We start from the raw sequence: 24,567 nt of genomic DNA, 5'->3' as shown, positions 1-24,567 counted from the left end.
AGCATGCCGACCACGGCCGAACAGATTTCCGATGTATTGTCGGCGCTGGTGCGCGGGATGACGGGACTGCGCCACGACGGGCGCTTCAACGAGCCCAATCTCGACGGCACGCCGGGCGACTACGTCAGTTTCGACAGCTGGGAATGGCCGCAGGGCGTCGGGCTTTACGGGCTCGCGCGTCTGTGGCGGCATACCGGCGACGACGCGCAACTGAAAATTCTCGAGAGCTGGTACGACCGCCGGATTGCGGCCGGCCTGCCGAAGATGAATGTCAACACCACCGCGCCGATGCTGGCCTTAAGCGAAATCTGGCGTCGCGAACGCCAGCCGCGCTACGAGGCGGTCTTGCGCGACTGGGCCGAGCGGGTGGTCTCCGACATGCCGAGAACGCCGGAGGGCGGCTTCCAGCACGATGTCTCCGACAAGATCAACGACAATGAATTGTGGGACGACACGCTGTTCATGGTCGCCCTGTTTCTGGCCTCCTACGGGCAGGCGTCGGGCGAGCGGCGCTTTGTCGACGAGGCAGAGCGGCAGTTTCTGGTTCACGCGCGCTATCTCGCCGATCCGAAATCCGGGCTCTGGTATCACGGCTGGACCTTTTCCGGCCGGCACAATTTCGCCGGCGCGCTCTGGGGCCGGGGCAATGCCTGGATCACGGTCGGCATTCTCGAACTGATCGAACTCTGCGATCTGTCGCCTGCGGTGGAGGCCTATCTTCTCGGCGTGCTCGAAACCCAGATCGAGGCGTTGCTGAAGTTCCAGACCGCTTCGGGCGCGTGGACCACGCTGGTGGACGACCCGTCCTCCTATGAGGAGATTTCGGCGACGGCCGGCTTCGGCTTCGGGCTGATGAAGGCCGCCCGCAAGGGCCTCGGCCCGCCCGGCAGCGGGGCAGCGGGGCTGAAGGCGCTGGACGCGGTCATGGCCAATATCAGCGCTGACGGCGTGGTCTCGAACGTTTCCTACGGCACCCGCATGGGCCATGATCTCCAGTTCTATCGTGATATTCCTGTGCAGCCGACAGGCTATGGTCAGGCGCTCGCAATCCTGTGTCTTGCCGAAGGGCTGCATCACAGCAATGAAAGGATGAGGAAAGCATGCTGAAAACGCTTTACGGCGCTTCGCCTGCCGATATCGACAGCATGAACACGGCGCGGCTGCGCGACGAGTTCATGGTGGAAGGGCTTTTCACGGCCGGCGAACTCCGCTTTGCCTATACCCATGTCGATCGCATGATTGTCGGCGGCGCGGTTCCGACCTCCGATGCGCTCGGCTTCGGCGACGGGGCAGAGGTCGGGACGAAGGCATTTTTCGACGCGCGCGAGATGGGGATCGCCAATCTCGGCGGCGCGGGCGCGATCACGGTCGATGGCAAGCGCCATGACCTCGAAAACCGCGACATTCTTTACGTCGGACGCGGCGCGCAGAACGTGACCCTCGAAAGCGCGGATGCCAAAAATCCGGCACGGTTCTACATGAATTCTGTTCCCGCCGGGGCGGACATACCACACCGCCTGATCAAAAGGGAAGAATCCAAGCCGCTGGTGATGGGCGATGCGGCGAAGTCCAACAAGCGTGAATTGCGGATGTATATCCACCCCGAGGTCGCGCCGTCCTGCCTGCTTCTGATGGGCATTACCGATCCGGCGCCGGGCAGCATCTGGAACACCATGCCGCCGCATCTCCATGAGCGGCGAATGGAGGCCTATTGTTATTTCGATCTCGGCGAGGAAGACCGTGTCTTCCATTTGATGGGCCGTCCGGACAATACCCGCCATCTGGTCGTCGCGAACGGGGATATCGTGATCTCGCCGGCATGGTCGATCCATATGGGCGCGGGCACGGGGCCCTATGCCTTCGTGTGGGGCATGACCGGCGAAAATCAGGCTTATACCGATGTCGATCCGGTAGCGATCAGGGAGCTCAGATGAATTCGGCGTCGAACCAGATGGAGACGGATATGACGCTCAGGCGTCCGCTTCAGGCGGGCGAGCCGGTGGTATACTGGCGGCTTTCGGCCACTGACGAGGCGCGCTACGATGCGCCCGACCAGCCGATGCAGGGGGAAATGGACCCCTTCTTCTTTCTGACCAAGCACAAGAACTTCATTCCGCACGAATATCCCTGCCGGACGCTGTTTGCCGCCGAAAGACGAGGCAAGCGGCCCGAGGTCGGGGCGACGACGCCGAAGCTTGCGCGCGTCTGGCTGCCGTTCGGCTCGCCGCGCGTGGACCTTTCGGGCTTCTGGTTCCGCGCCACCGAGCTTGCAACCTTTGCCGAAACCACGATCCGCGCGCAATCGGCCGGCGCGGCGCGGTTTGCGCTGCGCACCTGCGGCGGCGCGGTGCTGTTCGTCAATGGCCGCGAGGCCGGTTTCATGGCGCCTTACGGGCGCAATCTCGAGACGATCGAAGAGTTTACCGTCCAGCTTGAGGCCGGTGACAATGTGATCGGCATCTTCTTTGACGATCTGGCCGAGCGCGACGCGCGCTATTATTTCCAGCTCGATTATGTTTCCGGCCCGTTGGTCGAACACGCCTTGCCCATTGCCGTCGAGGCTCCGGTCGCCGATGCGATGGAAGCCATGCTCGCCTCGATGCATTTCGAAAAGCCGGCCTATGGCGAGGGCGAGGTGGCTCTGGTTGCCGATACCGGACTGCCGGTCGATGTGACGGCGAAGGTGGTGATCGAGGGCGACTTCATGTCGATCGAGAAGCCGCTGAGCTTCGAGCGGGAACTTGCGGCCGGATCGCTGCGGCTGGCGGTTGCCGATACCGCCGACCTGCCTGCCGACTTCCGCCATTTCAAAGTGACGCTTTCCTGCGGCGATTACGCGGTTTCGCGCGTTTTCGGCGTCGAACTCTGCCATGTGGCGCGTCAGGGGCTTGCGCCGGCAAGCCTCACCGAGCGGATAGAGGAAGCGCTCGGCGAAGTCGCAAACCACGCCGAGGCCGATACGGTGCGGGCGCTCGCGCGGTTCGCCATCGGCATGACCGGCGCGGCGACCGACGCCATGATCGCAAGCGCGCTGCCGGCGATCGAGGATTGCCATGACTGCGCCGATTTCATTCTCGTGCCGCTGATCTGGTGCCGCGCCGCCTATGGCGATGAGATCGGCGCCGAAGTCCGGGACCGCGTCGATGCCGCCATCCTCAATTATCGCTACTGGATGGATGAGCCCGGCAATGACGTGCAGTGGTATTTTTCGGAAAACCACGCGCTGCTGTTTCATACGGCGGCCTATCTGGCGGGGCATATGCTGCCCGAGGCCCGGTTCGTGCGATCTGGGCGGACGGGCGTCGAACAATCGGCGGTCGGGGCCGCGCGGGTGCGCGCCTGGCTCGATCACTTTGAGAAATGGGAGATGGCGGAGTTCAATTCCGCGCCCTATTTCCCGATCGACCTGAAGGGGCTGTGCGCGCTCTATGCGCTGGCGCCCGACGGTGACATTGCAGACCGCGCGGGCAAGGCCATCATCCGGCTTGTCGAAATCGTCGCCCGCTCGGCCCATCACGGCGTCATGACCGGCGCGCAGGGCCGCTCCTATGAGCACACATTGCGGGCATCGCGCTCGCTTGAGCTTTCGGGTATTGCGCGGATGATCTGGGGGCGGGGCAATTACGGCATGCGCTTTCACGCGCTGCCGCAACTGGCGCTGTGCCTGCGCGATCACGGTTTGCATATCCCCGGGGAACTGGCGGCCGTCGCCTCGGTTTCCGGTAATGAAGGGCATGAATGGACCTTCGCGCAGGGGCAGGACAGGTTTGCGCGGCTCTACCATTACAAGACCGCCTCCTATGCGCTTGGCAGCGCCGTCGCCTATCGCTGGAACCAATGGGGTTATCAGGAGACGGTGTTGCATCTGCGCCTCGGCGACAATCCGGATGCGACCATCTGGATCAATCATCCGGGCGAGGTGCTGCATTCGGGCTATGGACGGCCGTCCTACTGGGGCGGCTCGGGTACGCTGCCGCGCGTGCACCAGTATCGCGGCCTTGCCGTGGTGCGTTTCGACTGCGCGGACGAGCAGCCGGATTTCACCCATGCATGGTTCCCGCAGGCCGCATTCGACGAAGCGCGCATTGAAGGCAATACGGCGCTGGCGTTGAGCGGCGGCGGATGCGTTATGCTGAAGGTCGATACGGGCCTTCAGCTTGTCACGACAGGGCCAACAGCGGGTAACGAGCTGCGCGCGCCCGGTCGCAAGGCCACATGGATCGTGCGTCTGGGCGACCACGACAGCGCAAGCGCGCTTGAAGATGCTGTTGGAGCACTGCGTTGGGTCGATCAGGCCAATGGTGATATTCTGGTGGACGACCCGGAATACGGTATGGTTCGCTTCGGGGCCGACGGCTCTGTCGAAGCCGAAGGGCGCAGGCTCGATCCGGCGGAGTGGACGATCGAGGGCGCGGCGCGGACGTTCTGAAGCGCTTTCAGCCCGGGGATTTGCCGCTGGGCAGGGAGAGGCCCACGGGAGACGCCCGCCGCAAGGCGGGCAATATGAGGCCGATGATCGGCAAGGGCGAAGGCCCGTTGAAGAGGAGGAAATGATATGAGAAATGCAGTCAGCATTCTATCCATCGTTGCGGCGGGGTTCATGGCCTCGACATCCGCATTCGCGGGCGATGTGCGGATCATGTGGTATTCGGACGGTGTCGAGGGCGAGGTCATGCAGGACCTTGTCGACCGGTTCATGAAAGATAACCCGGATATCAACGTCACGCTCGACAACGTCGCCTACAAGGTGATCCAGGAGCAGCTCCCGATCCAGCTCGAAGCCGGACAGGGTCCCGATATCGCCCGCGTCACCGACCTCAAGGCGCTGGCGCAGCACTGGCTCGATCTCAGGCCCTACCTTTCCGATCCGGCTTACTGGGAGGAGAATTTCGGCGCCCAGGCCGACTGGATGCGTCCGGACGGCTCCGACGCCATCACCGGCTTCATGACGCAGCTGACGCTGACCGGCGGTTTTGCCAACAAGACCCTGTTCGAGCAGGCTGGCGTCGATCTGCCGGGCGACAAGGCCACCTGGGACGACTGGGTCAATGCCGCGGCCGAAGTCGCCAAGAACCAGCAGACGGCAGCGGCCTTCGCGATCGACCGCTCCGGCCACCGCATTTCCGGGCCGAACGTATCCTATGGCGCCAATTATATCGGCCCCGATGGAATGCCGGCGCCGGTGGACGAGGGAACCAAGACCTTCGCGACCAAGCTCGTCGACTGGACCAATAACGGCCTGATGCTGAAGGATACCTGGGTGTCCGCCGCCGGCTCCACCTATCGCGCGGCCGCCGACGACTTCATCAATGCCCAGATCCCGTTCTACTATTCGGGAAGCTGGCAGGTCGCGAACCTGTCGACCAAGATCGGCGACGGCTTCGACTGGGTGGCCACCGGCTCGCCCTGCGGCACGGTCGGATGCTCCGGCCTGAAGGGCGGCGCGGCTCTGGTGGGCATCAAATACACCAAGAACCCCGAGGATGTCGCCAAGGTCATGGAATATCTGGCCAGCGCTCCGGTGGTGAAGGAGTTCTCCGAGCGCACCCTGTTCCTGCCCGCGCATAAGGGCGTGATTGCCGCAGGCGGCATGAAATGGGCCACCGACGACAAGAATGTCGGCCCGGCGCTTGATGCCTTTGTGAAGTCGTCCGCCGAGACGCTGCCCGCGGCAGACGCGTTGCCGGCATGGAGCTGGGCGTCCGCCTATTACGGCGCGCTCGTGACCCGCATCAGCCAGGTCATGGCCGGTGAACTGACCCTCGACGAGGCCTGGACGCGCATCGACCAGGATATCGCCGACAAGGTCGCACAATAGGCAAGCGCAAGACAGTGGCGAACCTGTCCGACATAAAGCACATGGCCGGTACCGTGGTTACGGCGCCGGTCATGTGGCTGGCCGCGCTTTTGAACCCGCCGCTGAAGGCGTGGCAGCGGGCAACAGGCACCGGCGGCATGGCGGCGTTCTTCCTGGCGCCGAACATGGCGATTTTCGGCGTGTTCGTGCTGATCCCGCTGGTCATGAATTTCTTCTATTCGATGACCTCCGGCTCGGCGTATTTCCTCGCCGACCGGACCTTTGTCGGCCTCGAACAATATGGCCGGCTTCTCGATTGCGGCAATTATCTCGATCCGGGCACGTGCCGGGAGGACCTGTTCTGGAAGGCGGCGCAGAACACCGCCATCTTCGTGTTCTTCCAGGTGTCGCTGATGACGCTCACGGCGATGATCACCGCGCTCATTCTCAACCGCAAGATCGCGGGCAGGGGATTCTGGCGGGCGGTGTTCTTCTTCCCCGTGCTGCTGTCGCCCGTCGTCGTCGGCCTGATCTGGCGCTGGATCCTGCAGCGTCAGGGCCTGCTCAACTACGTTCTCTATTCCTTCGGTGCCGATACCCATGACTGGCTGACCGAGCGCCTGCCGGCCTTTACGGCTGCGGTCTCGGTTTCGGTCTGGGCGCATATGGGTTTCTTCACCCTGATCCTGCTGGCGGGTCTTCAGGCGATCCCGCGCGACCTTTACGAGGCCGCGGAGATGGATGGCACCAAACCCGCAAGGGTGTTCTGGCGGCTCACGCTGCCGCTGCTGATGCCGAACCTGCTGGTGGTCATCGTGCTGTCGCTGATCCGCGCCGTGCAGATATTCGACGAGGTCTACGTCCTGACGGGAGGCGGTCCGGGCACCTCCACCATGTATCTGACCCAGTATATCTACGAGGTCGGTTTCGCCTCGCTGCTGCGCAATCCGGGCCTTGCCGCCGCCGCCTCGATCCTGATGGGGCTGGTGCTGGTGGTGCTGACGCTGGCGCAACTCGGCCTCGGGCGGCGCAATGAACACAAGGGAGCGCGCGAATGAACGCCGTTTCGAAGTTCCTGTTCCGCCGGCGCGGCGGAAGCGGCTGGCACTGGACCGATATCGTCACCTGGGTCTGGCTGGTGGGCGGGCTGATCATCATGTTCGGCCCGGCGTTGTGGCTGGTGTTTTCCTCGTTCAAATCGCCGGCGCAACTGGCCGAGTTCCCGCCCACCATCCTGCCCTATGTCAGCCAGCAGGTGGAGGTCGAGGGCTACGACAAGCCGCTCAACCTCCACCATGTGACCTTGCCCGACGGCTCGACAAAGGTGATGGCCGAAGTGCGCCGCATCGGCATCGTCGCGCAGATGGTGGACCCGGCCGATCCCGGCGAAATCGTCAAGGTCAACATCGCCGACCGGACGCCCGTGCGCGAGATCGGCTTTGCGACGGAGAACTACGTCACCCCGCTCGAGAGCAATGATTTCCTGCTCTATCTGCGCAATTCCGTGTTCGTGACCGTGATGGCCACGCTGATCACGCTGGTGACCAACTCGATGGCGGCGTTCGCGCTGTCGAAATACAAGTTCCGGGGACGCGACGCGGTGCTGATGCTGATCGTCGGAACGCTGATGGTGCCGCTTTCGGTGCTGCTGGTGCCGCTCTATTCCGTGGTCAGCGCGGTCGGGCTCTACAACTCGCTGTGGGGCGTCATCCTGCCGACGGTGGCCACGCCCACAGGCGTGTTCCTGCTGCGCCAGTACATGCTGACGATCCCCGACGAGCTTCTCGACGCAGCGCGGATGGACAATGCCTCCGAATGGCAGATCTACTGGCGCATCGTGCTGCCGCTGGCCGCACCCGCGCTTGCGGTGCTTGCGATCTTCTCTGTGGTCTGGCGCTGGAACGACTTTCTCTGGCCGCTGGTCGTGCTGTCGTCGAAGGAGGTCTATACCCTCCAGGTCGGGCTCAACACCTATGCCGGCGAGCTGAACGTCCAGTGGCACTACATTCTGGCGATGACGGTCGTGACCATGATCCCGGTCGTGCTTGTCTTCGTCTTCCTGCAACGCTTCATCACCTCCGGCATTGCCGGCTCCGGACTGAAATAGGTAGAGATTATGGGACAGATCACGCTGAGCAAGGTCGATCGGGCTTATGGCAAGCTGAAGATCCTGCACGACATCAATCTCGATATCCCGGACGGCGAGTTCACGGTTCTGGTGGGTCCGTCAGGCTGCGGGAAATCGACGCTGCTGCGGCTGATCGCGGGCCTCGACAAGCCGACCTCGGGCGCGATCGTCATCGATGGCAAGGACGTCACAAAGGCATCGGCCGCCGATCGCGGCCTTGCCATGGTGTTCCAGTCCTATGCGCTCTATCCGCATATGACGGTGCGCCAGAACCTCGCCTTCGGGCTTGAGAATATCCACATGCCGAAACCGGAGATCGAGGAGCGCATCCAGGAAGCCACGCGCATGCTCGAGATCGAACCCTATCTCGACCGCCGGCCGGGGCAGCTTTCGGGCGGGCAGAAGCAGCGCGTGGCGATCGGCCGGGCGGTGGTGCGCAATCCGACGGCCTTCCTGCTCGACGAACCGCTCTCCAATCTCGATGCCGAACTGCGGATCACCATGCGCGCCGAGCTTTCGGCGCTGCACGAGCGGCTGACAACCACCATGGTCTATGTCACCCACGATCAGGTCGAGGCGATGACGCTGGCCGACCGGATCGTGGTGATGCGCGCGGGCCGGATCGAACAGATCGGCAAGCCGCTGGATCTGTTCCACAGGCCCGCGAACCTGTTCGTTGCCGGCTTCATCGGCGCGCCGCGCATGAACCTCCTCCCGGTCACCGTCAGCGCTGTCGATGACGATGCGGTCCGCGTCGAGGGGCCGGGCGGGCTCAGGGCGCGGGTCGCCTGCGCCAATACCGGGCTGAAGCCCGGCGATGCCGCGACGCTGGGCATCCGTCCCCATGATTTTTCATCGGGCGGAGACGATGCGATCGAGGCGGAGGTCACCCTGATCGAGGCGCTCGGGCCGGAAACCGTCGTCCATGCGAAGACCGCCGGCGGGCAGAAGCTCGTCGCGGTTTTCGGCGGCGGCGAGATCGACCCCGAGGCGGAGCGCGTTTCGCTGCGCTTCGACCCGGCGCGGCTGCACCTGTTCGGCGCGGACGAGCAGCGGGTGAACTGAAACGGTTCAGCCCGGATTGGAACCGTTTCCGGGCCATGCCGGTCGCATCAGGCGAGGCCGATATGACGGTCGAGAAATGTAAATACCGCAGCGCGCATGGCTGGCGTTTCCACATGACCCGCCTTCGGCTCGCGCACGAGTACGAGCCGGTCCGTGGCGTCCGCCTCTTCATAGGCCCGCCGGGTCTGGGCGAAGGCAGGCTCGAAGGCTGCGGGCGGCGTCAGCGGATCGAGGTCGCCGATCCCGATGAGCTGCGGTCGCGGCGCGATCAGTCCGGCGATTTCGCCGTTGCCGGCAAGGCCCAGGAGGCCGGGCACCGTGAGGTATATGCCGTGAAGATCGATATTGCCGGCGGTAATCAGCGCTGCGTAATCGGCATAGGCGCAAAGATGCGCGCTGGCCGCGATGCGCGGTTCGGCGGCGGCCAGCCAGTAGCTGAATGTCGCGCCCATGGAAATGCCGAAAACGGCGATCCTCTCGGCGATGATGTCGGGACGGGATGCCAGCCAGTCGAAGGCGGCGGCCTGTTCGCCGAGCATCTGACCGGCAAGGCTCTGGCCGTTCCAGAGCGCAGCCTTCGCCCGGGCGCTTTCGCCGGGGCGGGAACGGGCGCCGAAGGCCGGCAGCTCGATCATCAGCACCGCGAAACCCCGGCGCGCGAATTCCGGTCCCAGCGGCGACAGCAGCGCCTTGCGCCCGTCAAGAAGTTCGTCCGCGCCGATATCGTAGGCATTGCCATGGGCGTGGATGTAGAGGATCGCCGGAACCGGCGCATCGCCCGGCGGGCGAAGCAGGAAACCGCGCGCGCGCTCGCCGTCCTTCGTGGCGAAGGTCAGCCGCTCCAGCGTCATTCCGTCGTGCTGGATGCCGACGCGTTCGCTGAGCGTCAGCGGATGCGCGTCGATCTCGAATTTTTCACGCAGGTCCTGTCGTAATGTCATCAATTATCCGGAGAGCCGACCATGAGTATCGAAGCCTATCTTAAACACCAGTTCAGCCTCGAAGGCCAGCGCGCGCTAGTCACCGGCGGCGCGAGCGGCATCGGCCAGGCGATCGCCGTGGCGCTTGCCGAGGCCGGCGCGGATGTGGCGATCACCGTGCATTCGAACCCGGGGGATGAAACCGCCCGGCTCGTCGGCGCTACCGGCCGCGCCTTTGCTCGCGTGTCCGCCGATCTCGGCGCGCTCGATGCCGCAGGCGCGGACAAGCTGCTGGAGACCGCGGCGGAAGGCCTTGGCGGCGATATCTCGATCCTGGTGAACAATGCCGGCACGATCCGGCGCGGCGATGTGGTGGATCACTCCGAGAGCGACTGGCGGGCCGTGCTTTCGGCCAATCTCGATGCGGTCTGGTTCCTGTCCCAGGCGGCGGCAAGGCGGATGCAGGCGGCGGGCGCGGGACGGATCATCATGACCGCGTCGCTGCTGTCCCTTCAGGGCGGCATTCGCGTGCCGGGTTACACTGCCGCCAAGCACGGCGTTGCCGGTTTGACCAAGGCGCTCGCCAACGAGCTTGCGCCGCACGGGGTGACGGTCAACGCGATTGCGCCGGGCTATATCGCCACGGCCAATACCAAGGCGTTGCGCGAGGATCCGGAGCGTTCCCGCCAAATCCTCGAGCGCATTCCCGCCGGGCGCTGGGGCCGGCCGGAGGATATCGCGGGCGCCGCCCTGTTCCTCGCCTCACCCGCCGCCGCCTATGTCAACGGCCATATTCTGGCGGTCGATGGCGGCTGGCTTTCGCGCTGAGCGAACGCCGTCAGCCGCTCTCGCCCTCCACCAGCGTCATCGGCCAGATCCGCCGCGCGACGATATCCGGGTAGAACTGGCGATAGGCGGGCATGGAGCCCAGAAGCGTTTCCGCTAGCGCTATGCCGAGGTCGCGCAGAGACAGGTCGAAAGAGGTGAGGCTCGGCGACAGGAACTTCGCCTGGGGGCTGTGCCTTCCTATGATAGCGAGGTCCTTGCCGGGCTTCAGTCCGACTTCGGAAAGCCCGCGATAGAGCCCCATGACGATTGCCTCGTTGACGAGCACGATGGCCGTCGGTGGTTCCTCGCAGGTCTTGATATCCCTGGCGATCCGGTAGCCGCCGTCTTCGTTGGGCGGCCCCTTGAAAATATAATGGTCGGGCAGGGACAGGTTATGACGCGCGAGCGTATCGCGGATCCGGTCGATGAAGACATAGGCCAGATTGTGATCCCCATGCGGCCAGATGACGCCGATACGGCGATGTCCTCTTGCGACGAGACGGTTGATTGCCGTTTCGGCCATGCCTTCGAAATCGAGGTCGATCCAAGGCTGGCCGACATCGGTCAGGCTGCGTCCGAGCGGGATGAAGGGTATCTTGCGCCGCGCCAGAAGCTCGAATCGCGGGTCGTGCCGGCGCGTACCGGACAGGATAACGGCGTCGACAAAGCCGCGCGCGACGATACGGTCGAGATAGGCGTCCGGTTCCTCGCTTGATGAACAAAGCAGGGTCACGAGGTCGAGCTGATGACGCAACAACACGCTCTGCACGCCATCGAAGACGCTGCTGAAGAACAGGTCGCCATAGCGGCTCACTTCCGGGTCGGTTTCCATCATGAAGCCGACAATACCGGTCTTGCCCTTGCGCAGCGAACGCCCTGCCTGATTGGCGACATAGCCAAGTTTTTCGGCCGCTTCGAGCACCCGGCGGCGCGTGTCCGGATTGACGTCGGGCTTGCCGTTCAGCGCCCGCGAGACGGTGCCGATGGAGATATTGAGATGATCCGCTAGCTGGCGAATGCCTGTCATCAAGCCGTCCTCGCGCAATTTTTCGTAAACGATTACGGAAATTGCATTGACATATTAAACAGGTCGTTCATAGTCCCGTAAACGTTTACGGGCGGTGCGGAGAAGGAAATTGCCGTCCGGAGGGAGGAAATTCGTGAAAATGAAAGCCGTTCTGTGCGGATGCGGAGCTATGGCCAAGGGCTGGCTTCGCGCGCTGCAGACAAATGAAGAGCTTGGCGACGCCATCGAACTGGTGGGCCTCGTCGATCTGGATCGCGCCACCGCCGCAGCGCTGGCGACCGAATTCGATCTCGGCGACATCGTCATTGGGACGGACCTCGCCGATGTTCTTCGGCAATGCGATGCCGACCTCCTGTTCGATGTGGTCATTCCCTCCGCGCGTCATTCCGTTGCCGCGACCGGCCTGCGCCATGGTTGCCATGTCCTCAGCGAAAAGCCGCTGGCGTCCACGATGCAGGAAGCGCGTGATCTGACGAGGCTTGCGGCCGAAACCGGGAAAATCCACGCCGTGGTCCAGAACCGGCGCTTCATTCCGGGTATCAGGCGGTTGCGGCGCGCGGTCGAGGCGGGGCTGATCGGCGATCTCACAGGTGTTCATTGCGACTTCTTTCTGGGCCCCCATTTCGGCGGCTTCCGCGAAGCCATGGACAATGTTCTGCTGCTCGATATGGCCGTTCACACGCTCGACGCCGCGCGCTTCGTGTCCGGCCTGACGCCGCTCTCGGTCTATTGCGTCGAAACCAATCCGTCGGGCTCGTGGTATGCCCATGGCGCGGCGGCGAACGCCATCTATCGCCTCTCCGGGGATGCGGTTCTGACCTATCGCGGTTCGTGGTGCGCCGAGGGCCGCCCGACAAGTTGGGAAGGCAGTTGGCGGCTCGTCGGCTCGCGCGGCATGATCACCTGGGATGGTGATGCCGGCTTCGATGTCACCACGTCCGGAGATGAAACGGGCCTCCTCGCCGGCTTCAGGACGCTCGAAATGCCGCCGGCGCCGGACGAGGATCATGTGCATGGCCATGCGAGCGTCATGGTCGACTTTGTCCGCGCGGTGCGCAGCGGCGCAAGGCCTGAAACCGCGAGCGACGACAACATCAACAGCCTCGCAATGATTTTCGGCGCGATCGAAAGCGCGCGCACCGGTGTTCCCGTCGATTTGCAAGCAAAGGAATGAATTCGTGACCAATCCCGCAACAGCGATCCGTATCGGAACCATGATCAAGGCCACGGAAGGCGCCGCCGCCGAGCGCATCGGCAAGATCGCCGATATGGGCTTTGAGAGCTTCGAGCCCTTCTTCTGGCAGACGACCCGGGGCCAGGACCTTGCCGAACTCGGCAAGCGCTGCCGCGATGCCATCGGCGATCGCGACATCACGATGTCGACGCTCGGCATGTTCGGCAATCCCCTTGAAACGACCGATATCGATCTTGACACCCTTCAGGGCTGGAAGGACTGCATCGACAACGCCCATCATTTCGGCGCGAATTGTGTGGCTGGCTTCACCGGCCGCATCCGCAACAGGCCGCTGACGGAAAGCCTGCCGCGCTATCGCGAGATCTGGAGCGAGCTTGCCAAAAGGGCTGCCGACAAGGGCGTGCGGATCGCCTTCGAGAATTGCGCGATGGACGGCAATTGGCAGACCGGCGACTGGAACATTGCCCACAACCCCGATGCCTGGGAACTGATGTTCAACGAGACGCCGGATGACAATATCGGGCTCGAATGGGAACCCTGCCACCAGATGGTCTATCTCATCGATCCGCTGCCCCAGATCCGCAAATGGGCACCCAAGATATTCCACGTGCATGGCAAGGACGCCACCATTCGCTGGGAGGTGATCCGCGAGCACGGCATTTTCGGCAAGCATCCTTTCGTCCTAATGCGGTCGCCGGGCTTCGGCGACAGCAACTGGACGGATGTGATCTCGGAACTGCGGCTCGCCGGCTGGTCCGGCTCGATCGACATCGAAGGCTGGCACGATCCGGTCTATCGCGACGAGCTGGAAATGACGGGGCAGGTTCACGCGCTGAACCACCTGAAGAATTGCCGGGGCGGCGAATTCGTCGTCGATCCGCAATAGCCGCCTTTATCCCGGCTTTGGGAGCCGGATGGCGCGAGAGGAGAAAAAGGAGGAGAAAATGTCAATTCGCAAGACCCTTATGGCAGGCGCCTTCGCGCTTGCCGGCGTATCGGCCTGTGCTCTGGCCGCCAATGCCGAAGATACGACCATCACCGTCTGGTCGCTGGACAAGGACATCCAGCCGGCGCCCAATCTGGTGAAAGAGTTCAACGATCTCGATAACGGCATTCATGTCGACTATCGCGAGATCCAGTTCGATGACGTCGTGAGCGAGGCGATGCGCGCCTATGCCACCGGAAACGCGCCCGACATCATCGCGATCGACAATCCGAACACGGCGATGTTCGCTTCGCGCGACGCGTTTCTCGATCTCACCGACATGATCGCAGCCTCGGATGTCATCAATGCCGACAACTACTTCCCCGGCCCGCTGGAATCGGCGACCTGGGACGGCAAATACTACGCCGTGCCGAAGGCCACCAATACGATCGCGCTCTATTACAACAAGGATATGTTCCGCGCACACGGGCTCGATCCGGACCAGCCGCCGAAGACCTGGGACGAGCTTGTCGAGACGGCCCGCACGCTGACCGATCCGGCAAACAACGTCTATGGTCTCGCCTTCTCGGCCAAGGCAAACGAGGAGGGCACCTTCCAGTTCCTGCCATGGGCGCAGATGGGCGGCGCCACTTATGACCACCTAAACACCGAAGGCGCGGTGAAGGCGCTGGCGACGTGGAAGGAGATCATGGACGAGAAGCTCGCTTCTCCCGATACCCTGACCAACAGCCAGTGGAATGCAACGGCAACCTTCAACGCCGGCAATGCCGCGATGGCCATTTCCGGCCCGTGGGAAATCGACCGCATGCTTGCGGACGCTGATTTCGACTGGGGCGTGGCGCTGCTGCCCGTTCCGGAAGAAGGGGCCGAGCGGTCATCGGCCATGGGCGACTACAACTGGGCGATATTCTCCAGTTCCAAGCATCCGAAGGAAGCCTTCCAGGTGCTGGAATATTTCGTCTCGCAGGATGACACGATGTTCGAGAATTACGGCCAGATCCCGGCCCGGTCCGACATCTCGATCCCGCCCACGGGCAACGCCCTGAAGGATGCGGCTCTGGCGACCTTCGTCGAGCAGTTGCAATACGCAAAGCCGCGCGGTCCGCATCCGCAATGGCCGAAGATTTCCAAGGCGATCCAGGACGCCATCCAGGCCACGCTGACGGGACAGACGGACCCGCAGGCCGCGCTGGACCAGGCCGCCCAGAAGATTTCCGCCGTTCCGGATCGGTAATCTTCGCCTGACCGGCGGCCCTGATCCTTGTGATGAGCCGCCGGCCCCTTGCCTCCCGAAGAACCATCCGCGCCGCCCCCGGCGGCCGGATGGTTTTAAGGGCAACGCCGGAGGAGCTATGAAACGCATCCTTTCCAGCCTGACCGATGGTCGTGGCTTCGATATCACGCTGGTGGCCGTGCCGCTGACCTTCCTGTTCCTGCTGTCCGGATTGCCGCTCATCTACAATGTGCTGATGAGCTTTCAGGAAGTCGACATGTTCAGCATGGGGCAGATCATGCGGCCGTTTGTCGGTTTCCGGAATTATGTCGATCTCTTCAGCCAGCCGGAGACGTTCGGTATCCTGCTCAATACGGCGATCTTCGTCGTTGCCTCGATTGCCGGCCAGTTCATCCTTGGTTTCGGGCTTGCCCTGTTCTTCGGCACGCAATTCCCGGGAGCCTCGTGGTTGCGCGGCCTGTTTCTGGTGTCATGGGTGATGCCCGGCCTTGTCGTCGGCGCAATCTGGAACTGGATCCTTTCGGGAGATTACGGCGTCCTCAATTTCCTTTTGACGGCAACCGGAATAACGGACGGCAATATCTACTGGCGTTCGGACCCGTCCTATTCTCTGTGGGCGGTCATCCTCGCCAATATATGGCTGGGCACGTCGTTCAACATGATCCTGCTTTCGGTCGGACTGTCCTCGATCCCGCGGGATCTCTATGAGGCGTCCGAGCTTGACGGCGCCAACGTCTTCCAGCGGTTCTGGACCATCACTCTGCCGATGATGCGTTCGACGATCGGGGCGGTGGTCGCGCTCGGTCTGATCTTCACCCTGCAGCAGTTCGATCTGTTTGCCGCCATAACCGACGGCGGCCCCAATAATTCATCCAATGTCGCCCAGTACTGGGCCTGGGATCTGTCGTTCCGCCAGTATGATTTCGCCAGGGGCGCGACGGTTTCGGTCATCATGATCGTGTTCGTGATGTTCGCGTCGCTGGTCTATGTCCGCTCCACACGCCATGAGGTGAGAGGATGAGCGATACGTCCCGCAACCGCCTGATGCTCGCCATCGCCGTCATTCTGGCGATCATCTACCTGTTTCCGCTGTACTGGATGTATGTCACCAGCCTTAAGACCGGCTCGGCGATGTTCGCCACGCCGCCGCGCCTGCTACCGTCCGATCCCCAGTGGTCGACCTATGGCGATGTCTGGGCGAGCCGCAACATGGCGCGCTATCTCTGGAACTCGCTGGTCATCGCCACCGGCTCCGTCGTGCTGATCTCGGTGCTTGGCGTGGGCTGCGCCTATGTGCTCGCCCGCTATCGCAGCGGCTGGGTCGACGCCGGCCTGTTCCTGATCCTGCTGTTGCAGGTTCTGCCGGCGTCACTGATGATCACGCCGATCTTCGTCGGGTTTTCGCAGGTCGGGCTTCTCGACTTTCCGCGCTTGGCCGTAATCCTTGCGATTGCTGCAAAGAGCATGCCGTTCTTCGTCGTACTCGTCCGCGCAACCTTCATGAGTGTGCCGATCGAACTTGAGGAGGCGGCGATGGTCGACGGAAACTCCCGGATCGGCGCCTTCTTCAGGATCGTCCTGCCGCTGGCGCGCAATGGCATCCTCGTCAGCGGCATCCTGATCTTCATGCAGGCCTTCGGCGAATTCGTCTATTCGAAGTCGATGATCCAGGCCGCCGAATTGCAGCCGGCCAGCGTCGGTCTCAACAGCTTCATGGGTCCGAACACCACCGAGTGGAACAAGATCATGGCCTATTCGACCATCTATGTGACGCCGATCCTCGCCATCTTCGTTCTTCTGCAACGCCGTATCGTATCCGGCCTTACCTCTGGAGCCCTCAAATGACCTATCATATCCAGTTCGAAGGCGTGAATAAGTATTATGGCGCCTATCACGCCCTGAAAGACATTCACCTTGGCATACCCAAGGGCATGTTCGTGGCCCTGGTCGGTCCCTCCGGCTGCGGCAAGTCGACCCTGCTGCGTTCGCTCGCCGGGCTGGAGAAGATATCGAGCGGGGACCTGATCATCGCCGGCGAGACGATGAACAACGTGCCCCCGCGCAAGCGCGATCTCGCGATGGTGTTCCAGTCCTATGCGCTTTACCCGCATATGACCGTCGAGGAGAACCTGACCTACAGCCTCAGGATTCGCGGCGTCGGAAAGGCCGAGGCGAAGAGGGCTGCTGCTGAGGTTGCAAAGACCACGGGACTATCGGAGCTTCTGGGCCGCTATCCGCGCGAGCTTTCGGGCGGGCAGCGCCAGCGCGTGGCGATGAGCCGGGCGATCATCCGCCACCCGAAGGCCTTCCTGTTCGATGAACCGCTTTCCAACCTGGACGCCGCCCTGCGTGTGCAGATGCGCAAGGAAATCCGCGCATTGCACGACCGGCTGGGCGCGACATCGGTCTATGTGACCCATGACCAGATCGAGGCGATGACCATGGCCGACCATGTCGTGGTCATGCGCGCCGGGGTCATCGAGCAGCAGGGCGCGCCGCTTGAGCTGTACGACCGGCCCGTCAACAGGTTCGTTGCAGGCTTCATCGGCTCGCCGGCCATGAATTTCGTCGCTGCCGGCATTGGTCAAGGCGGCCGATCGCTTACGCTTGAGCTGGGCGGGCAGCAGACCATTTCCATCGAGACGGGCTTGCCGGAGGGGCGTTCCGTCACCGTTGGCCTGCGGCCGGAGCATCTGCGTCTCGTTGCCGACGATGAAGCCATGCTGAAGTTCTCTGTCGCGACGGTGGAAAGCACCGGCTTCAGCACCTATCTTGCCGGCGATGGCGCCGAGGACTTCAATCTGGTTCTGAACGGTCGCACGGACGTCAGGCCCGGAGATGTCGTCGGCGTTGCCTTCGATCTCCCGCAGCTTCACCTGTTCGACGCACAAACGGGCGAAAGGCTGGCTTTCAAAAGCCGGTAGGTTGCCGGCCGCATATTCCCCAGCCGCGACTTCGCCGGTCGAGGTTTTCTGTCGACGGACCGGAGATTCCCCTCTCAGTGGCAGTGCACTTTGCCGACCCTTTTCTCCATATGGCAGCACTGGCCGGGCGGCGAACTCTTGCGGCAGCCGCCGCCATGGGCGAAGGCGGCGGTTGTGGTCGACAGAATCAGCACGGCGGCAAGGCATAATCTGGTCATGGTGTTTCCCCTGTTCCCTTTCAAAGCCCGCTTGTCGCGGGTCTCGCATTTCATAAGACCCGCTGAAGCATAACATCACCGCTATTCATTTCCATCCGGGAAGCGAATCTGCTTCTGTGTCGCCATGTCATCCAATAAAGCCCCCAATTCCGGCCAGCTCGCCGGCATCGCCCTGATCACCTTTGCGGTGCTGCTGCTTTCGCTGTCCGATGCTTTGGTGAAGCTGACCGGCGCGCATTACAGCCTCGGCCAGCTGATCCTGATGCGCTCGCTCGGCGCGGGCCTTTTGCTGTGCCTGTGGGCGTGGGCGCGGGGCAGGAGGCTCGGCGCTGACCGTCCGTTATGGGTAACGCTCAGGAGCCTCTGCCTGGTGGCTATGTGGTTTTTCTATTATGCGGCGCTGCCGGAAATACCGTTGGCGCTGGCGGCGGCATGCTTTTACACCGCGCCGCTCTGGATGGCGCTGATCTCCCGCGTCGTCCTTGGCGAGCCGCTCGGATTGCGCCGGCTGGTCGCGGTGATCGCAGGCGCGGTCGGCGTGTTTCTGGCCGTCAATCCGGCGGCCGCCATGCCATCACCCTATGTCGTCCTGCCGCTGCTTGCGGCGTTCTGCTACGCGTTGAGCGCGATCATCACCTGGAGCCGATGCCGCGATGAGCGACCGGTGGCCATGGCTTTCAACCTGAATGTCGCACTGGTTTGCGCCGGCGGCGGGCTTTTGGCAGCACTTTCCCTGATGGATGCAGGCATCGAGGGCAGTTTCATTTTCGGCGTCTGGCCGCAGCTCGGCGTCGCCGACCGGGCGGTTCTCGGCCTGCTGGCGGCGTTCCTGATGATCATCACGGTTTCGGTGGCCGGCGCATATCGCATGGCGCCGGCGCCGGTGATCGGCCTGTTCGACAACGCCTATCTGGTTTTCGCCGCGATCTGGGGCGTGGCGTTTTTCGGACAGGTTCCATCCCCGGTCGAATTGACCGGAATGGGGCTTATCCTGGCGGCGGCGACCGTGGCGGCGCGGGCCGGCACGCCTGCGCCCTCCAGGATTGCGGCGAAATGAGGTTTCCGGCTGTCCATGGCTGATGTTTAATGCAGGTTAAATGTCTGTAACATATTGAAAATAGTGCTAAAATAACAGGATATTCATTTTCCGGGAGCTGCAATTTGGAGTAGTGAGTCCGCCGCAAGAAGGGATTTACCCTCCGCTTGCTGAAACAACCGAGGATTCTCAGCATGAAGAAGATCATTGCACTTTCGCTCGCCACTTTGATGATCGGTTCCGGCGTGGCGCTCGCGGCCCCACCCTTGAACCCGTCGATGTACGGGGCGAAACAGACCACCGCCGATCGCGAGATCGCCCGCATTTCCGCGCCCGGCAAGGTGTATTCGACCGAGGTCGACGGCGGTCCCGGTTGGCATGCGACCAAGACCTACAGGGTACAGCCGGATGGAACGCCCAGGCTGATCGATTTCAGCTATACCAACAACCAACACTGATCGGTTGAGACGAGCTTCACCAGGCCCTGCGGCACGGTGCTGCGGGGCTCAGTTTGTTGACAAACGGCGTAAGCGGTCACGGAGCCGCATCCCTCTCCGCCGTCACCCCGGACTTGATCCGGGGTCCAGCAAGTGCCGGGTCCTTGCGCGCAAAAGCTCTTGTCTGAAATTCACCACAAGCGGCCCTGGATGCCGGGTCAAGCCCGGCATGACGGACGAACTTGGCAAGGACTTTGTCAGCAGTCCGAGGCCCTGCGGCTGATCGCCGCGGGGCCTTTCATACCAAGGCGCGAAGATGCTGATGCATCCTCGCCTTGAAGGAATTGCGAATTTCCCAATTGTCCTGGTGACTTGGGAATTCGCAAACGGAATACCAACGGTCATTTTCAATGACCGTTGGTATCATTTGCGCGGATGGGCCCGGTCGTAGATTTCCAGCAGGCGGCCGGTATCGACGCCGGTATAGACCTGGGTGGTCGACAGGCTTGCATGGCCGAGCAGTTCCTGAATGGTGCGCAGATCGCCGCCGGCGGCCAGAAGATGGGTCGCGAAAGAGTGGCGCAATGCATGCGGCGTCGCCTTGTCGGACAAGCCCAGCGCGCCGCGCATCGCCTGCATTTCGCGCTGTATGATCGCGCTTTGCAGTTTCTTGCCGCGCGCGCCCAGAAACAGCGGGCTTTCGGGTTCCTGGTGGTAGGGGCAAAGCCGGATATAATCGTTGACTGCCGCAAGGGCTGCCGGCAGCAGCGGCACGATCCGCGTCTTGTTGCCCTTGCCGGTGATGCGCAGGCTTTCCGGCGCGCAGGAGAAATCGGCGGGCGTCAGCCCCAGCGCTTCGGAAATGCGCAGGCCGCAGCCGTAAAGCAGGCAGAACACGGCGGCATTGCGCGCCGCGATCCACGGTTCCTCCGCAAGCTGGCTGTCGATGCCTGACAGCGCCACGGCGTCTTCGATATTGAGCGGCTTCGGCAGCGATTTCGGTTGTTTCGGCGCTCGCATCGCGCGCACGCCGGCGGCATTGGCAAGCCCGCGTTTTTCAAGCCAGCGCAGAAACGAACGGATGCCGGCAAGGTCGCGCCCGAGCGTGCGCGCCTCCGCGCCGCCCTTGCGCCGGAACGCCAGATAGGCGCGGATATCGGCGGGCCGGAGCGCGTCGATGTCGGACAAGCGCACCGGCCGCGCGACATGGCGGCACAGAAACTGCAGAAACTGCCGCGTGTCCCGCTCATAGGCATTGACCGTATGGGCGGCGAGACGGCGTTCGCTGTCCAGCGTTTCAAGCCAGTCGCGTCGAAGCGCCATCAGGGCGTCGTCTGCCGGAATCAGAATGGTTTCCATCGATCGCTTGCCGTCATCCACAGGCATTTAAGCAGGCCGGCGGGCCTCGCGCCTCGCCGTCAGTGCTTGACGAAATCTTGTCGGGCGTCGATCCTGCACTAGATTGCGTTATAAAAAAGCTAACGCCCGGAGGAGGGTGTCATTGTCTTATCATATCGAGTTGGGATATAGACCTTCCACCATTGACGGGACTCTATATGGCGCGCCGTGATTCATCTTCCGCATTGACGCATTTTGCCGAGACATTGGCGCTCGTCTCGCAGGGACGTCCGGGCCACATTGTCGATACACTGATCGCTGAACGTGGCGAAAAGATCGTTCACAGCCCGTTCTGGCCGGTGATGCGTCCGTTCCTTTATGCATTGCTCGGCTACGGCAAGGCGATCGAGTTCGCCACCGAAACCCAGTCGATGGATGGCTACGGCGTCTTCAAATATCTCTCCGAAAAGCTGACGCTCGATATCCATTGCCAGCGCGGCGAGCGGATTCCGGAAACCGGCGGCTTCATCATGGTTTCCAACCATCCGACCGGAATTGCGGATGGCGTTGCGGTGTTCGATCTTCTGAAGGAGCGTCGCCCGGACATGATGTTCTTCGCCAACCGCGATGCCGTACGCGTCAATCCACGTCTCGTGGAGATGATCGTTCCTGTGGAGTGGCGCGAGGAATTCAAGAGCAAGCTCAAGGCCCGCGAAACGCTTCAGGTCACCAATGATGCGATCAAACAGGGCAAGGCTATGGTGCTGTTTCCCTCCGGCCGCATTGCCTATTGGGCCGAAGGCAAGCTCAACGAGCGGCCGTGGAAAAATTCCGCCATCGGCTTCGCCCGCAAATACAATCTGCCGATCCTGCCTGTGCACCTGAAGGCGCGCAATTCGGGCCTGTTCTACTGGTTCGCCAAATGGTCGACCGAACTGCGCGACATGACGGTGTTCCATGAGCTTCTGAACAAGAAGGGCGACCGGTTCGATTTCAGCATCGGCAAGATGATCATGCCGGACGAACTTCACGGCGATCCCGCCGATGTTACAACCGCGCTTGAAAACCACACCGTGCATGCGCTGGCGAAGGATCCCGATGCCGTCTTCTGCCTGCCGCCTGCCGAACCGAAGGCCGAAGCCGCGGCAAATGAAGGAGCGGCCTGAGCCGCGCGCCGTGTTGCCGCTTCACTTTCCAGGCGCCGGCAGGCACTCTTGTCAGCCATGACCCGAGATTCGCTCGACCTTTTCGGAAAACCCTTGAACCCTGCCGTGTTGCGCAGCGTGCCCGTGATGGTGCCGCTGCCGGTGGCGGGGCCTTATTCCTATGCCGTGCCCGATGGCATGGCGGTGATGGCCGGTTCGGTGGTGCAGGTGCCGGTCGGCCCGCGCAAGATGATCGGGATCGTCTGGGATGATGGCGAAGAGGCCGGAGCCGTCGATCCGAAGAAGCTCAGGCCGATCGAGCATGTCTTCGATTGCCCGCCGATCAGCCCGCCAATGCGGACATTCATCAACTGGGTGGCGGGTTATACGCTGACGCCGCCGGGCCTCGTCGCGCGCATGGCCGTCCGCGCGCCGACGGCGCTTGAGCCCGAGCCGATGGTGGAGGGGCTGACGCTGACCGGAACGACGCCGGAACGCATGACGCCGGCGCGTCAACGGGTGCTGGAACTGGCCGGAGACGGCGCCGGCTGGACGCGGCTCGGGCTTGCGCGCGCCGCCGGCGTCAGCGCCGGCGTGGTCGAGACCATGATGAAGCAGGGCGTGTTCGATACCGTGTTGCTGCCGCCGCCGCCCGCCGTCGGCGCGCCGGATCCGGGATACGCCCCGCCCGAACTGTCCGCCGATCAGCAGGCCGCCGCCGACAGGCTGAAGGTCGCCGCCGGGCAGGGTTTCAGCGTCACCCTGATCGACGGCGTCACCGGTTCGGGCAAGACCGAGGTCTATTTCGAGGCGATCGCCGAGACGCTTCGAAAGGGGCGGCAGGTGCTGATCCTGCTGCCCGAAATCGCGCTGACATCGGCGTTTCTGGAGCGGTTCGAGGCCCGGTTCGGCGCAAGGCCCGGCGAATGGCACTCCGATCTCGCCCCGCGCATGCGTGAAAAGGTCTGGCGGCAGACGGCGGAGGGCCGCATCCGCGTCGTTGCCGGCGCCCGCTCGGCGCTGTTTCTGCCATTCGAGGATCTGGGCCTGATCGTGGTCGACGAGGAGCACGATACCGCCTACAAACAGGAGGACCGGGTGTTCTACAACGCCCGCGACATGGCCGTGGTGCGCGCCCGGATCGGCGATATTCCGGCGGTGCTGGCCTCGGCGACGCCCTCGGTCGAAAGCCAGGTCAACGCGCTTGCCGGTCGCTATGAGCGGCTGCATCTGCCGGGTCGGTTCGCCGAGGCGGCTCTGCCCGACCTGAAAACCATCGACATGCGGCGCGATCCGCCGGCGCGCGGCGGCTTCCTGTCGCCGGTGCTGCTGAGGGCGGTGGACAAGGCGGTCGGGCGCGGCGAGCAGGCGCTGCTGTTCCTCAACCGCCGGGGTTATGCACCGCTGACGCTCTGCCGGGTCTGCGGTCACCGGTTCCAGTGCCCCAATTGCTCAAGCTGGCTGGTGGAGCACCGGTTTCGCGGGCAGTTGATGTGCCACCATTGCGGCCATGCCGAGCCCGTGCCGGAGGCCTGCCCCGAATGCGGCACGCTCGATCATCTCGTCGCCTGCGGGCCGGGGGTCGAGCGGATTGCCGAGGAAGTCGAGCAGCATTTCCCGGAAAAACGTACCATCGTTCTGTCCTCCGATCTTTCGGGCGGCGTCAAGCGGCTGCGGCTTGAGCTGGAGGCGGTGGCAAACGGCGAGGCCGATATCGTCATCGGGACGCAGCTGGTGGCCAAGGGGCATAATTTTCCGCTGATGACGGTCGTCGGCGTCGTCGATGCCGATATCGGCCTTGCCAATGGCGATCCGCGCGCGGCCGAGCGGACCTTCCAGCTGCTGGCCCAGGTGACCGGCCGGGCAGGGCGCACCGGGCTCAAGAGCCATGGGCTGATCCAGACCTACCAGCCCACCCACCCGGTGATGCGCGCGATCGTTTCCGGCGAGGCGGAGGGGTTTTACGCGCGCGAGATCCGCGAGCGCGAAAAAAGCGGCCTGCCGCCCTTCGGACGGCTCGCCTCGGTCATCGTTTCGGCCGAAACCCGTGGCGAGGCGGAGGCCCATGCCCGCGGTCTCGGGGCCTCCGCTCCGCAAAGCCGCTCGATCTCGGTGCTCGGGCCGGCGGAGGCGGCCCTTGCCCTGATCCGCGGCCGCTACCGGTTTCGGCTGCTGGTGCATGGCGCCCGCGCCGACGACATGCAGTCGTTTCTGATGGCCATGCTTGACAACGGGCCGAGGCCGCGCGGTTCGGTGCGGGTGCAGCTCGACATTGACCCGCAGAGCTTTCTCTAGATAATGAATGGCGAGGGGATGCGGCGCGTGTCCC

22 protein-coding genes are annotated in these 24,567 nt (G+C 63.2%); 18 read left to right on the top strand and 4 right to left on the bottom strand.

What is annotated here, in order from left to right; translation table 11 throughout:
* The first annotated feature begins 3 nt into the window (after positions 1 to 3).
* The 7 genes from bglB (at position 4) to HQ843_RS24250 (ending at position 8,990) form a co-directional block, all read left to right on the top strand.
* Positions 4 to 1,107, top strand: coding sequence for a beta-galactosidase BglB (gene bglB / locus HQ843_RS24280; RefSeq protein ID WP_180900794.1), 1,104 nt, complete (start codon positions 4 to 6; stop codon positions 1,105 to 1,107).
* A complete protein-coding gene (gene kduI / locus HQ843_RS24275) occupies positions 1,101 to 1,934 on the top strand; it encodes a 5-dehydro-4-deoxy-D-glucuronate isomerase (protein WP_180900795.1) in 834 nt (277 codons plus the stop codon). Before bglB ends, kduI begins: the two co-directional genes overlap by 7 nt.
* Positions 1,931 to 4,429: a hypothetical protein gene (locus HQ843_RS24270; protein ID WP_371822110.1), complete on the top strand. Its 2,499-nt coding sequence runs from the start codon at positions 1,931 to 1,933 to the stop codon at positions 4,427 to 4,429. Before kduI ends, HQ843_RS24270 begins: the two co-directional genes overlap by 4 nt.
* Positions 4,430 to 4,555: 126 nt before the next feature.
* Complete coding sequence (locus HQ843_RS24265) at positions 4,556 to 5,818, top strand: ABC transporter substrate-binding protein (protein ID WP_180900796.1); 1,263 nt, start codon at positions 4,556 to 4,558, stop codon at positions 5,816 to 5,818.
* A 71-nt stretch (positions 5,819 to 5,889) separates the two neighbouring features.
* Positions 5,890 to 6,855, top strand: a complete 966-nt coding sequence (locus HQ843_RS24260) for a carbohydrate ABC transporter permease (RefSeq protein ID WP_371822149.1) — start codon at positions 5,890 to 5,892, stop codon at positions 6,853 to 6,855.
* Positions 6,852 to 7,904: a carbohydrate ABC transporter permease gene (locus tag HQ843_RS24255; RefSeq protein ID WP_180900797.1), complete on the top strand. Its 1,053-nt coding sequence runs from the start codon at positions 6,852 to 6,854 to the stop codon at positions 7,902 to 7,904. The genes HQ843_RS24260 and HQ843_RS24255 overlap by 4 nt, the downstream gene beginning before the upstream one ends.
* Before the next feature lie 9 nt (positions 7,905 to 7,913).
* Entirely contained in the window at positions 7,914 to 8,990 is a 1,077-nt protein-coding gene (locus tag HQ843_RS24250; protein ID WP_180900798.1) for an ABC transporter ATP-binding protein, read from the top strand.
* A 47-nt stretch (positions 8,991 to 9,037) separates the two neighbouring features.
* Here the strand turns inward: HQ843_RS24250 and HQ843_RS24245 are convergent, their stop codons facing one another.
* Positions 9,038 to 9,931 carry an alpha/beta hydrolase family protein gene (locus HQ843_RS24245; protein WP_246710215.1) on the bottom strand — a complete coding sequence of 298 codons (894 nt, stop codon included), beginning with the start codon at positions 9,929 to 9,931 and terminating at the stop codon, positions 9,038 to 9,040.
* 21 nt (positions 9,932 to 9,952) lie between these two features.
* On the opposite strand from HQ843_RS24245, the gene HQ843_RS24240 reads away from it, so the two are divergent.
* Entirely contained in the window at positions 9,953 to 10,738 is a 786-nt protein-coding gene (locus tag HQ843_RS24240) for an SDR family oxidoreductase (protein WP_180900799.1), read from the top strand.
* A gap of 10 nt (positions 10,739 to 10,748) precedes the next feature.
* Here the strand turns inward: HQ843_RS24240 and HQ843_RS24235 are convergent, their stop codons facing one another.
* Positions 10,749 to 11,765 (bottom strand): LacI family DNA-binding transcriptional regulator, encoded by a 1,017-nt coding sequence (locus HQ843_RS24235; RefSeq protein WP_180900800.1) that lies wholly within the window; start codon positions 11,763 to 11,765, stop codon positions 10,749 to 10,751.
* A gap of 133 nt (positions 11,766 to 11,898) precedes the next feature.
* Between HQ843_RS24235 and HQ843_RS24230 the strand changes: the two genes are divergently transcribed.
* From HQ843_RS24230 to HQ843_RS24205, 6 genes are all read left to right on the top strand, one after another.
* Positions 11,899 to 12,939: a Gfo/Idh/MocA family protein gene (locus HQ843_RS24230; protein WP_180900801.1), complete on the top strand. Its 1,041-nt coding sequence runs from the start codon at positions 11,899 to 11,901 to the stop codon at positions 12,937 to 12,939.
* A gap of 4 nt (positions 12,940 to 12,943) precedes the next feature.
* Positions 12,944 to 13,846, top strand: a complete 903-nt coding sequence (locus HQ843_RS24225) for a sugar phosphate isomerase/epimerase family protein (RefSeq protein ID WP_180900802.1) — start codon at positions 12,944 to 12,946, stop codon at positions 13,844 to 13,846.
* A gap of 58 nt (positions 13,847 to 13,904) precedes the next feature.
* The gene (locus tag HQ843_RS24220; protein ID WP_180900803.1) at positions 13,905 to 15,140 is read left to right on the top strand and encodes an ABC transporter substrate-binding protein; all 1,236 of its coding nucleotides are present in this window, start codon (positions 13,905 to 13,907) and stop codon (positions 15,138 to 15,140) included.
* 118 nt (positions 15,141 to 15,258) lie between these two features.
* Positions 15,259 to 16,161, top strand: a complete 903-nt coding sequence (locus HQ843_RS24215; protein WP_180900804.1) for a carbohydrate ABC transporter permease — start codon at positions 15,259 to 15,261, stop codon at positions 16,159 to 16,161.
* Complete coding sequence (locus HQ843_RS24210; protein ID WP_180900805.1) at positions 16,158 to 16,985, top strand: carbohydrate ABC transporter permease; 828 nt, start codon at positions 16,158 to 16,160, stop codon at positions 16,983 to 16,985. Before HQ843_RS24215 ends, HQ843_RS24210 begins: the two co-directional genes overlap by 4 nt.
* Positions 16,982 to 18,064 carry an ABC transporter ATP-binding protein gene (locus HQ843_RS24205; RefSeq protein WP_180900806.1) on the top strand — a complete coding sequence of 361 codons (1,083 nt, stop codon included), beginning with the start codon at positions 16,982 to 16,984 and terminating at the stop codon, positions 18,062 to 18,064. The genes HQ843_RS24210 and HQ843_RS24205 overlap by 4 nt, the downstream gene beginning before the upstream one ends.
* A 74-nt stretch (positions 18,065 to 18,138) precedes the next feature.
* Here the strand turns inward: HQ843_RS24205 and HQ843_RS24200 are convergent, their stop codons facing one another.
* Complete coding sequence (locus HQ843_RS24200) at positions 18,139 to 18,282, bottom strand: hypothetical protein (RefSeq protein ID WP_180900807.1); 144 nt, start codon at positions 18,280 to 18,282, stop codon at positions 18,139 to 18,141.
* Positions 18,283 to 18,406: 124 nt separating this feature from the next.
* Here HQ843_RS24200 and HQ843_RS24195 point away from each other — a divergent pair, with 124 nt between their 5' ends.
* Positions 18,407 to 19,339, top strand: coding sequence for a DMT family transporter (locus HQ843_RS24195; RefSeq protein WP_180900808.1), 933 nt, complete (start codon positions 18,407 to 18,409; stop codon positions 19,337 to 19,339).
* A gap of 173 nt (positions 19,340 to 19,512) precedes the next feature.
* The gene (locus HQ843_RS24190; RefSeq protein ID WP_180900809.1) at positions 19,513 to 19,776 is read left to right on the top strand and encodes a hypothetical protein; all 264 of its coding nucleotides are present in this window, start codon (positions 19,513 to 19,515) and stop codon (positions 19,774 to 19,776) included.
* Between the two features lie 402 nt (positions 19,777 to 20,178).
* Here the strand turns inward: HQ843_RS24190 and HQ843_RS24185 are convergent, their stop codons facing one another.
* Positions 20,179 to 21,114, bottom strand: a complete 936-nt coding sequence (locus tag HQ843_RS24185; protein ID WP_180900810.1) for a tyrosine recombinase XerC — start codon at positions 21,112 to 21,114, stop codon at positions 20,179 to 20,181.
* 197 nt (positions 21,115 to 21,311) lie between these two features.
* On the opposite strand from HQ843_RS24185, the gene HQ843_RS24180 reads away from it, so the two are divergent.
* Together HQ843_RS24180 and HQ843_RS24175 are read left to right on the top strand one after the other, a co-directional pair.
* The gene (locus HQ843_RS24180; protein ID WP_180900811.1) at positions 21,312 to 22,259 is read left to right on the top strand and encodes a GNAT family N-acetyltransferase; all 948 of its coding nucleotides are present in this window, start codon (positions 21,312 to 21,314) and stop codon (positions 22,257 to 22,259) included.
* 57 nt (positions 22,260 to 22,316) lie between these two features.
* On the top strand, positions 22,317 to 24,533 hold the full coding sequence (locus tag HQ843_RS24175; RefSeq protein ID WP_180900812.1) for a primosomal protein N': 2,217 nt from the start codon (positions 22,317 to 22,319) through the stop codon (positions 24,531 to 24,533).
* Positions 24,534 to 24,567: the final 34 nt, after the last annotated feature.

Source organism: Martelella sp. NC20 (assembly GCF_013459645.1).
GTDB lineage: Bacteria > Pseudomonadota > Alphaproteobacteria > Rhizobiales > Rhizobiaceae > Martelella.
The sequence above is the reverse complement of the archived record's forward strand: the minus strand, read 5'-3'. Positions and strand labels throughout refer to the sequence as shown.

Bases quoted from the DNA above. Each gene is read 5' to 3' on its own strand.
- bglB (WP_180900794.1), top strand. From the start codon at position 4: ATGCCGACCACGGCCGAACAGATTTCCGATGTATTGTCGGCGCTGGTG.
- kduI (WP_180900795.1), top strand. From the start codon at position 1,101: ATGCTGAAAACGCTTTACGGCGCTTCGCCTGCCGATATCGACAGCATG.
- HQ843_RS24270 (WP_371822110.1), top strand. From the start codon at position 1,931: ATGAATTCGGCGTCGAACCAGATGGAGACGGATATGACGCTCAGGCGT.
- HQ843_RS24265 (WP_180900796.1), top strand. From the start codon at position 4,556: ATGAGAAATGCAGTCAGCATTCTATCCATCGTTGCGGCGGGGTTCATG.
- HQ843_RS24260 (WP_371822149.1), top strand. From the start codon at position 5,890: ATGTGGCTGGCCGCGCTTTTGAACCCGCCGCTGAAGGCGTGGCAGCGG.
- HQ843_RS24255 (WP_180900797.1), top strand. From the start codon at position 6,852: ATGAACGCCGTTTCGAAGTTCCTGTTCCGCCGGCGCGGCGGAAGCGGC.
- HQ843_RS24250 (WP_180900798.1), top strand. From the start codon at position 7,914: ATGGGACAGATCACGCTGAGCAAGGTCGATCGGGCTTATGGCAAGCTG.
- HQ843_RS24245 (WP_246710215.1), bottom strand. From the start codon at position 9,931: ATGACATTACGACAGGACCTGCGTGAAAAATTCGAGATCGACGCGCAT.
- HQ843_RS24240 (WP_180900799.1), top strand. From the start codon at position 9,953: ATGAGTATCGAAGCCTATCTTAAACACCAGTTCAGCCTCGAAGGCCAG.
- HQ843_RS24235 (WP_180900800.1), bottom strand. From the start codon at position 11,765: ATGACAGGCATTCGCCAGCTAGCGGATCATCTCAATATCTCCATCGGC.
- HQ843_RS24220 (WP_180900803.1), top strand. From the start codon at position 13,905: ATGTCAATTCGCAAGACCCTTATGGCAGGCGCCTTCGCGCTTGCCGGC.
- HQ843_RS24215 (WP_180900804.1), top strand. From the start codon at position 15,259: ATGAAACGCATCCTTTCCAGCCTGACCGATGGTCGTGGCTTCGATATC.
- HQ843_RS24210 (WP_180900805.1), top strand. From the start codon at position 16,158: ATGAGCGATACGTCCCGCAACCGCCTGATGCTCGCCATCGCCGTCATT.
- HQ843_RS24205 (WP_180900806.1), top strand. From the start codon at position 16,982: ATGACCTATCATATCCAGTTCGAAGGCGTGAATAAGTATTATGGCGCC.
- HQ843_RS24200 (WP_180900807.1), bottom strand. From the start codon at position 18,282: ATGACCAGATTATGCCTTGCCGCCGTGCTGATTCTGTCGACCACAACC.
- HQ843_RS24195 (WP_180900808.1), top strand. From the start codon at position 18,407: ATGTCATCCAATAAAGCCCCCAATTCCGGCCAGCTCGCCGGCATCGCC.
- HQ843_RS24190 (WP_180900809.1), top strand. From the start codon at position 19,513: ATGAAGAAGATCATTGCACTTTCGCTCGCCACTTTGATGATCGGTTCC.
- HQ843_RS24185 (WP_180900810.1), bottom strand. From the start codon at position 21,114: ATGGAAACCATTCTGATTCCGGCAGACGACGCCCTGATGGCGCTTCGA.
- HQ843_RS24180 (WP_180900811.1), top strand. From the start codon at position 21,312: ATGGCGCGCCGTGATTCATCTTCCGCATTGACGCATTTTGCCGAGACA.
- HQ843_RS24175 (WP_180900812.1), top strand. From the start codon at position 22,317: ATGACCCGAGATTCGCTCGACCTTTTCGGAAAACCCTTGAACCCTGCC.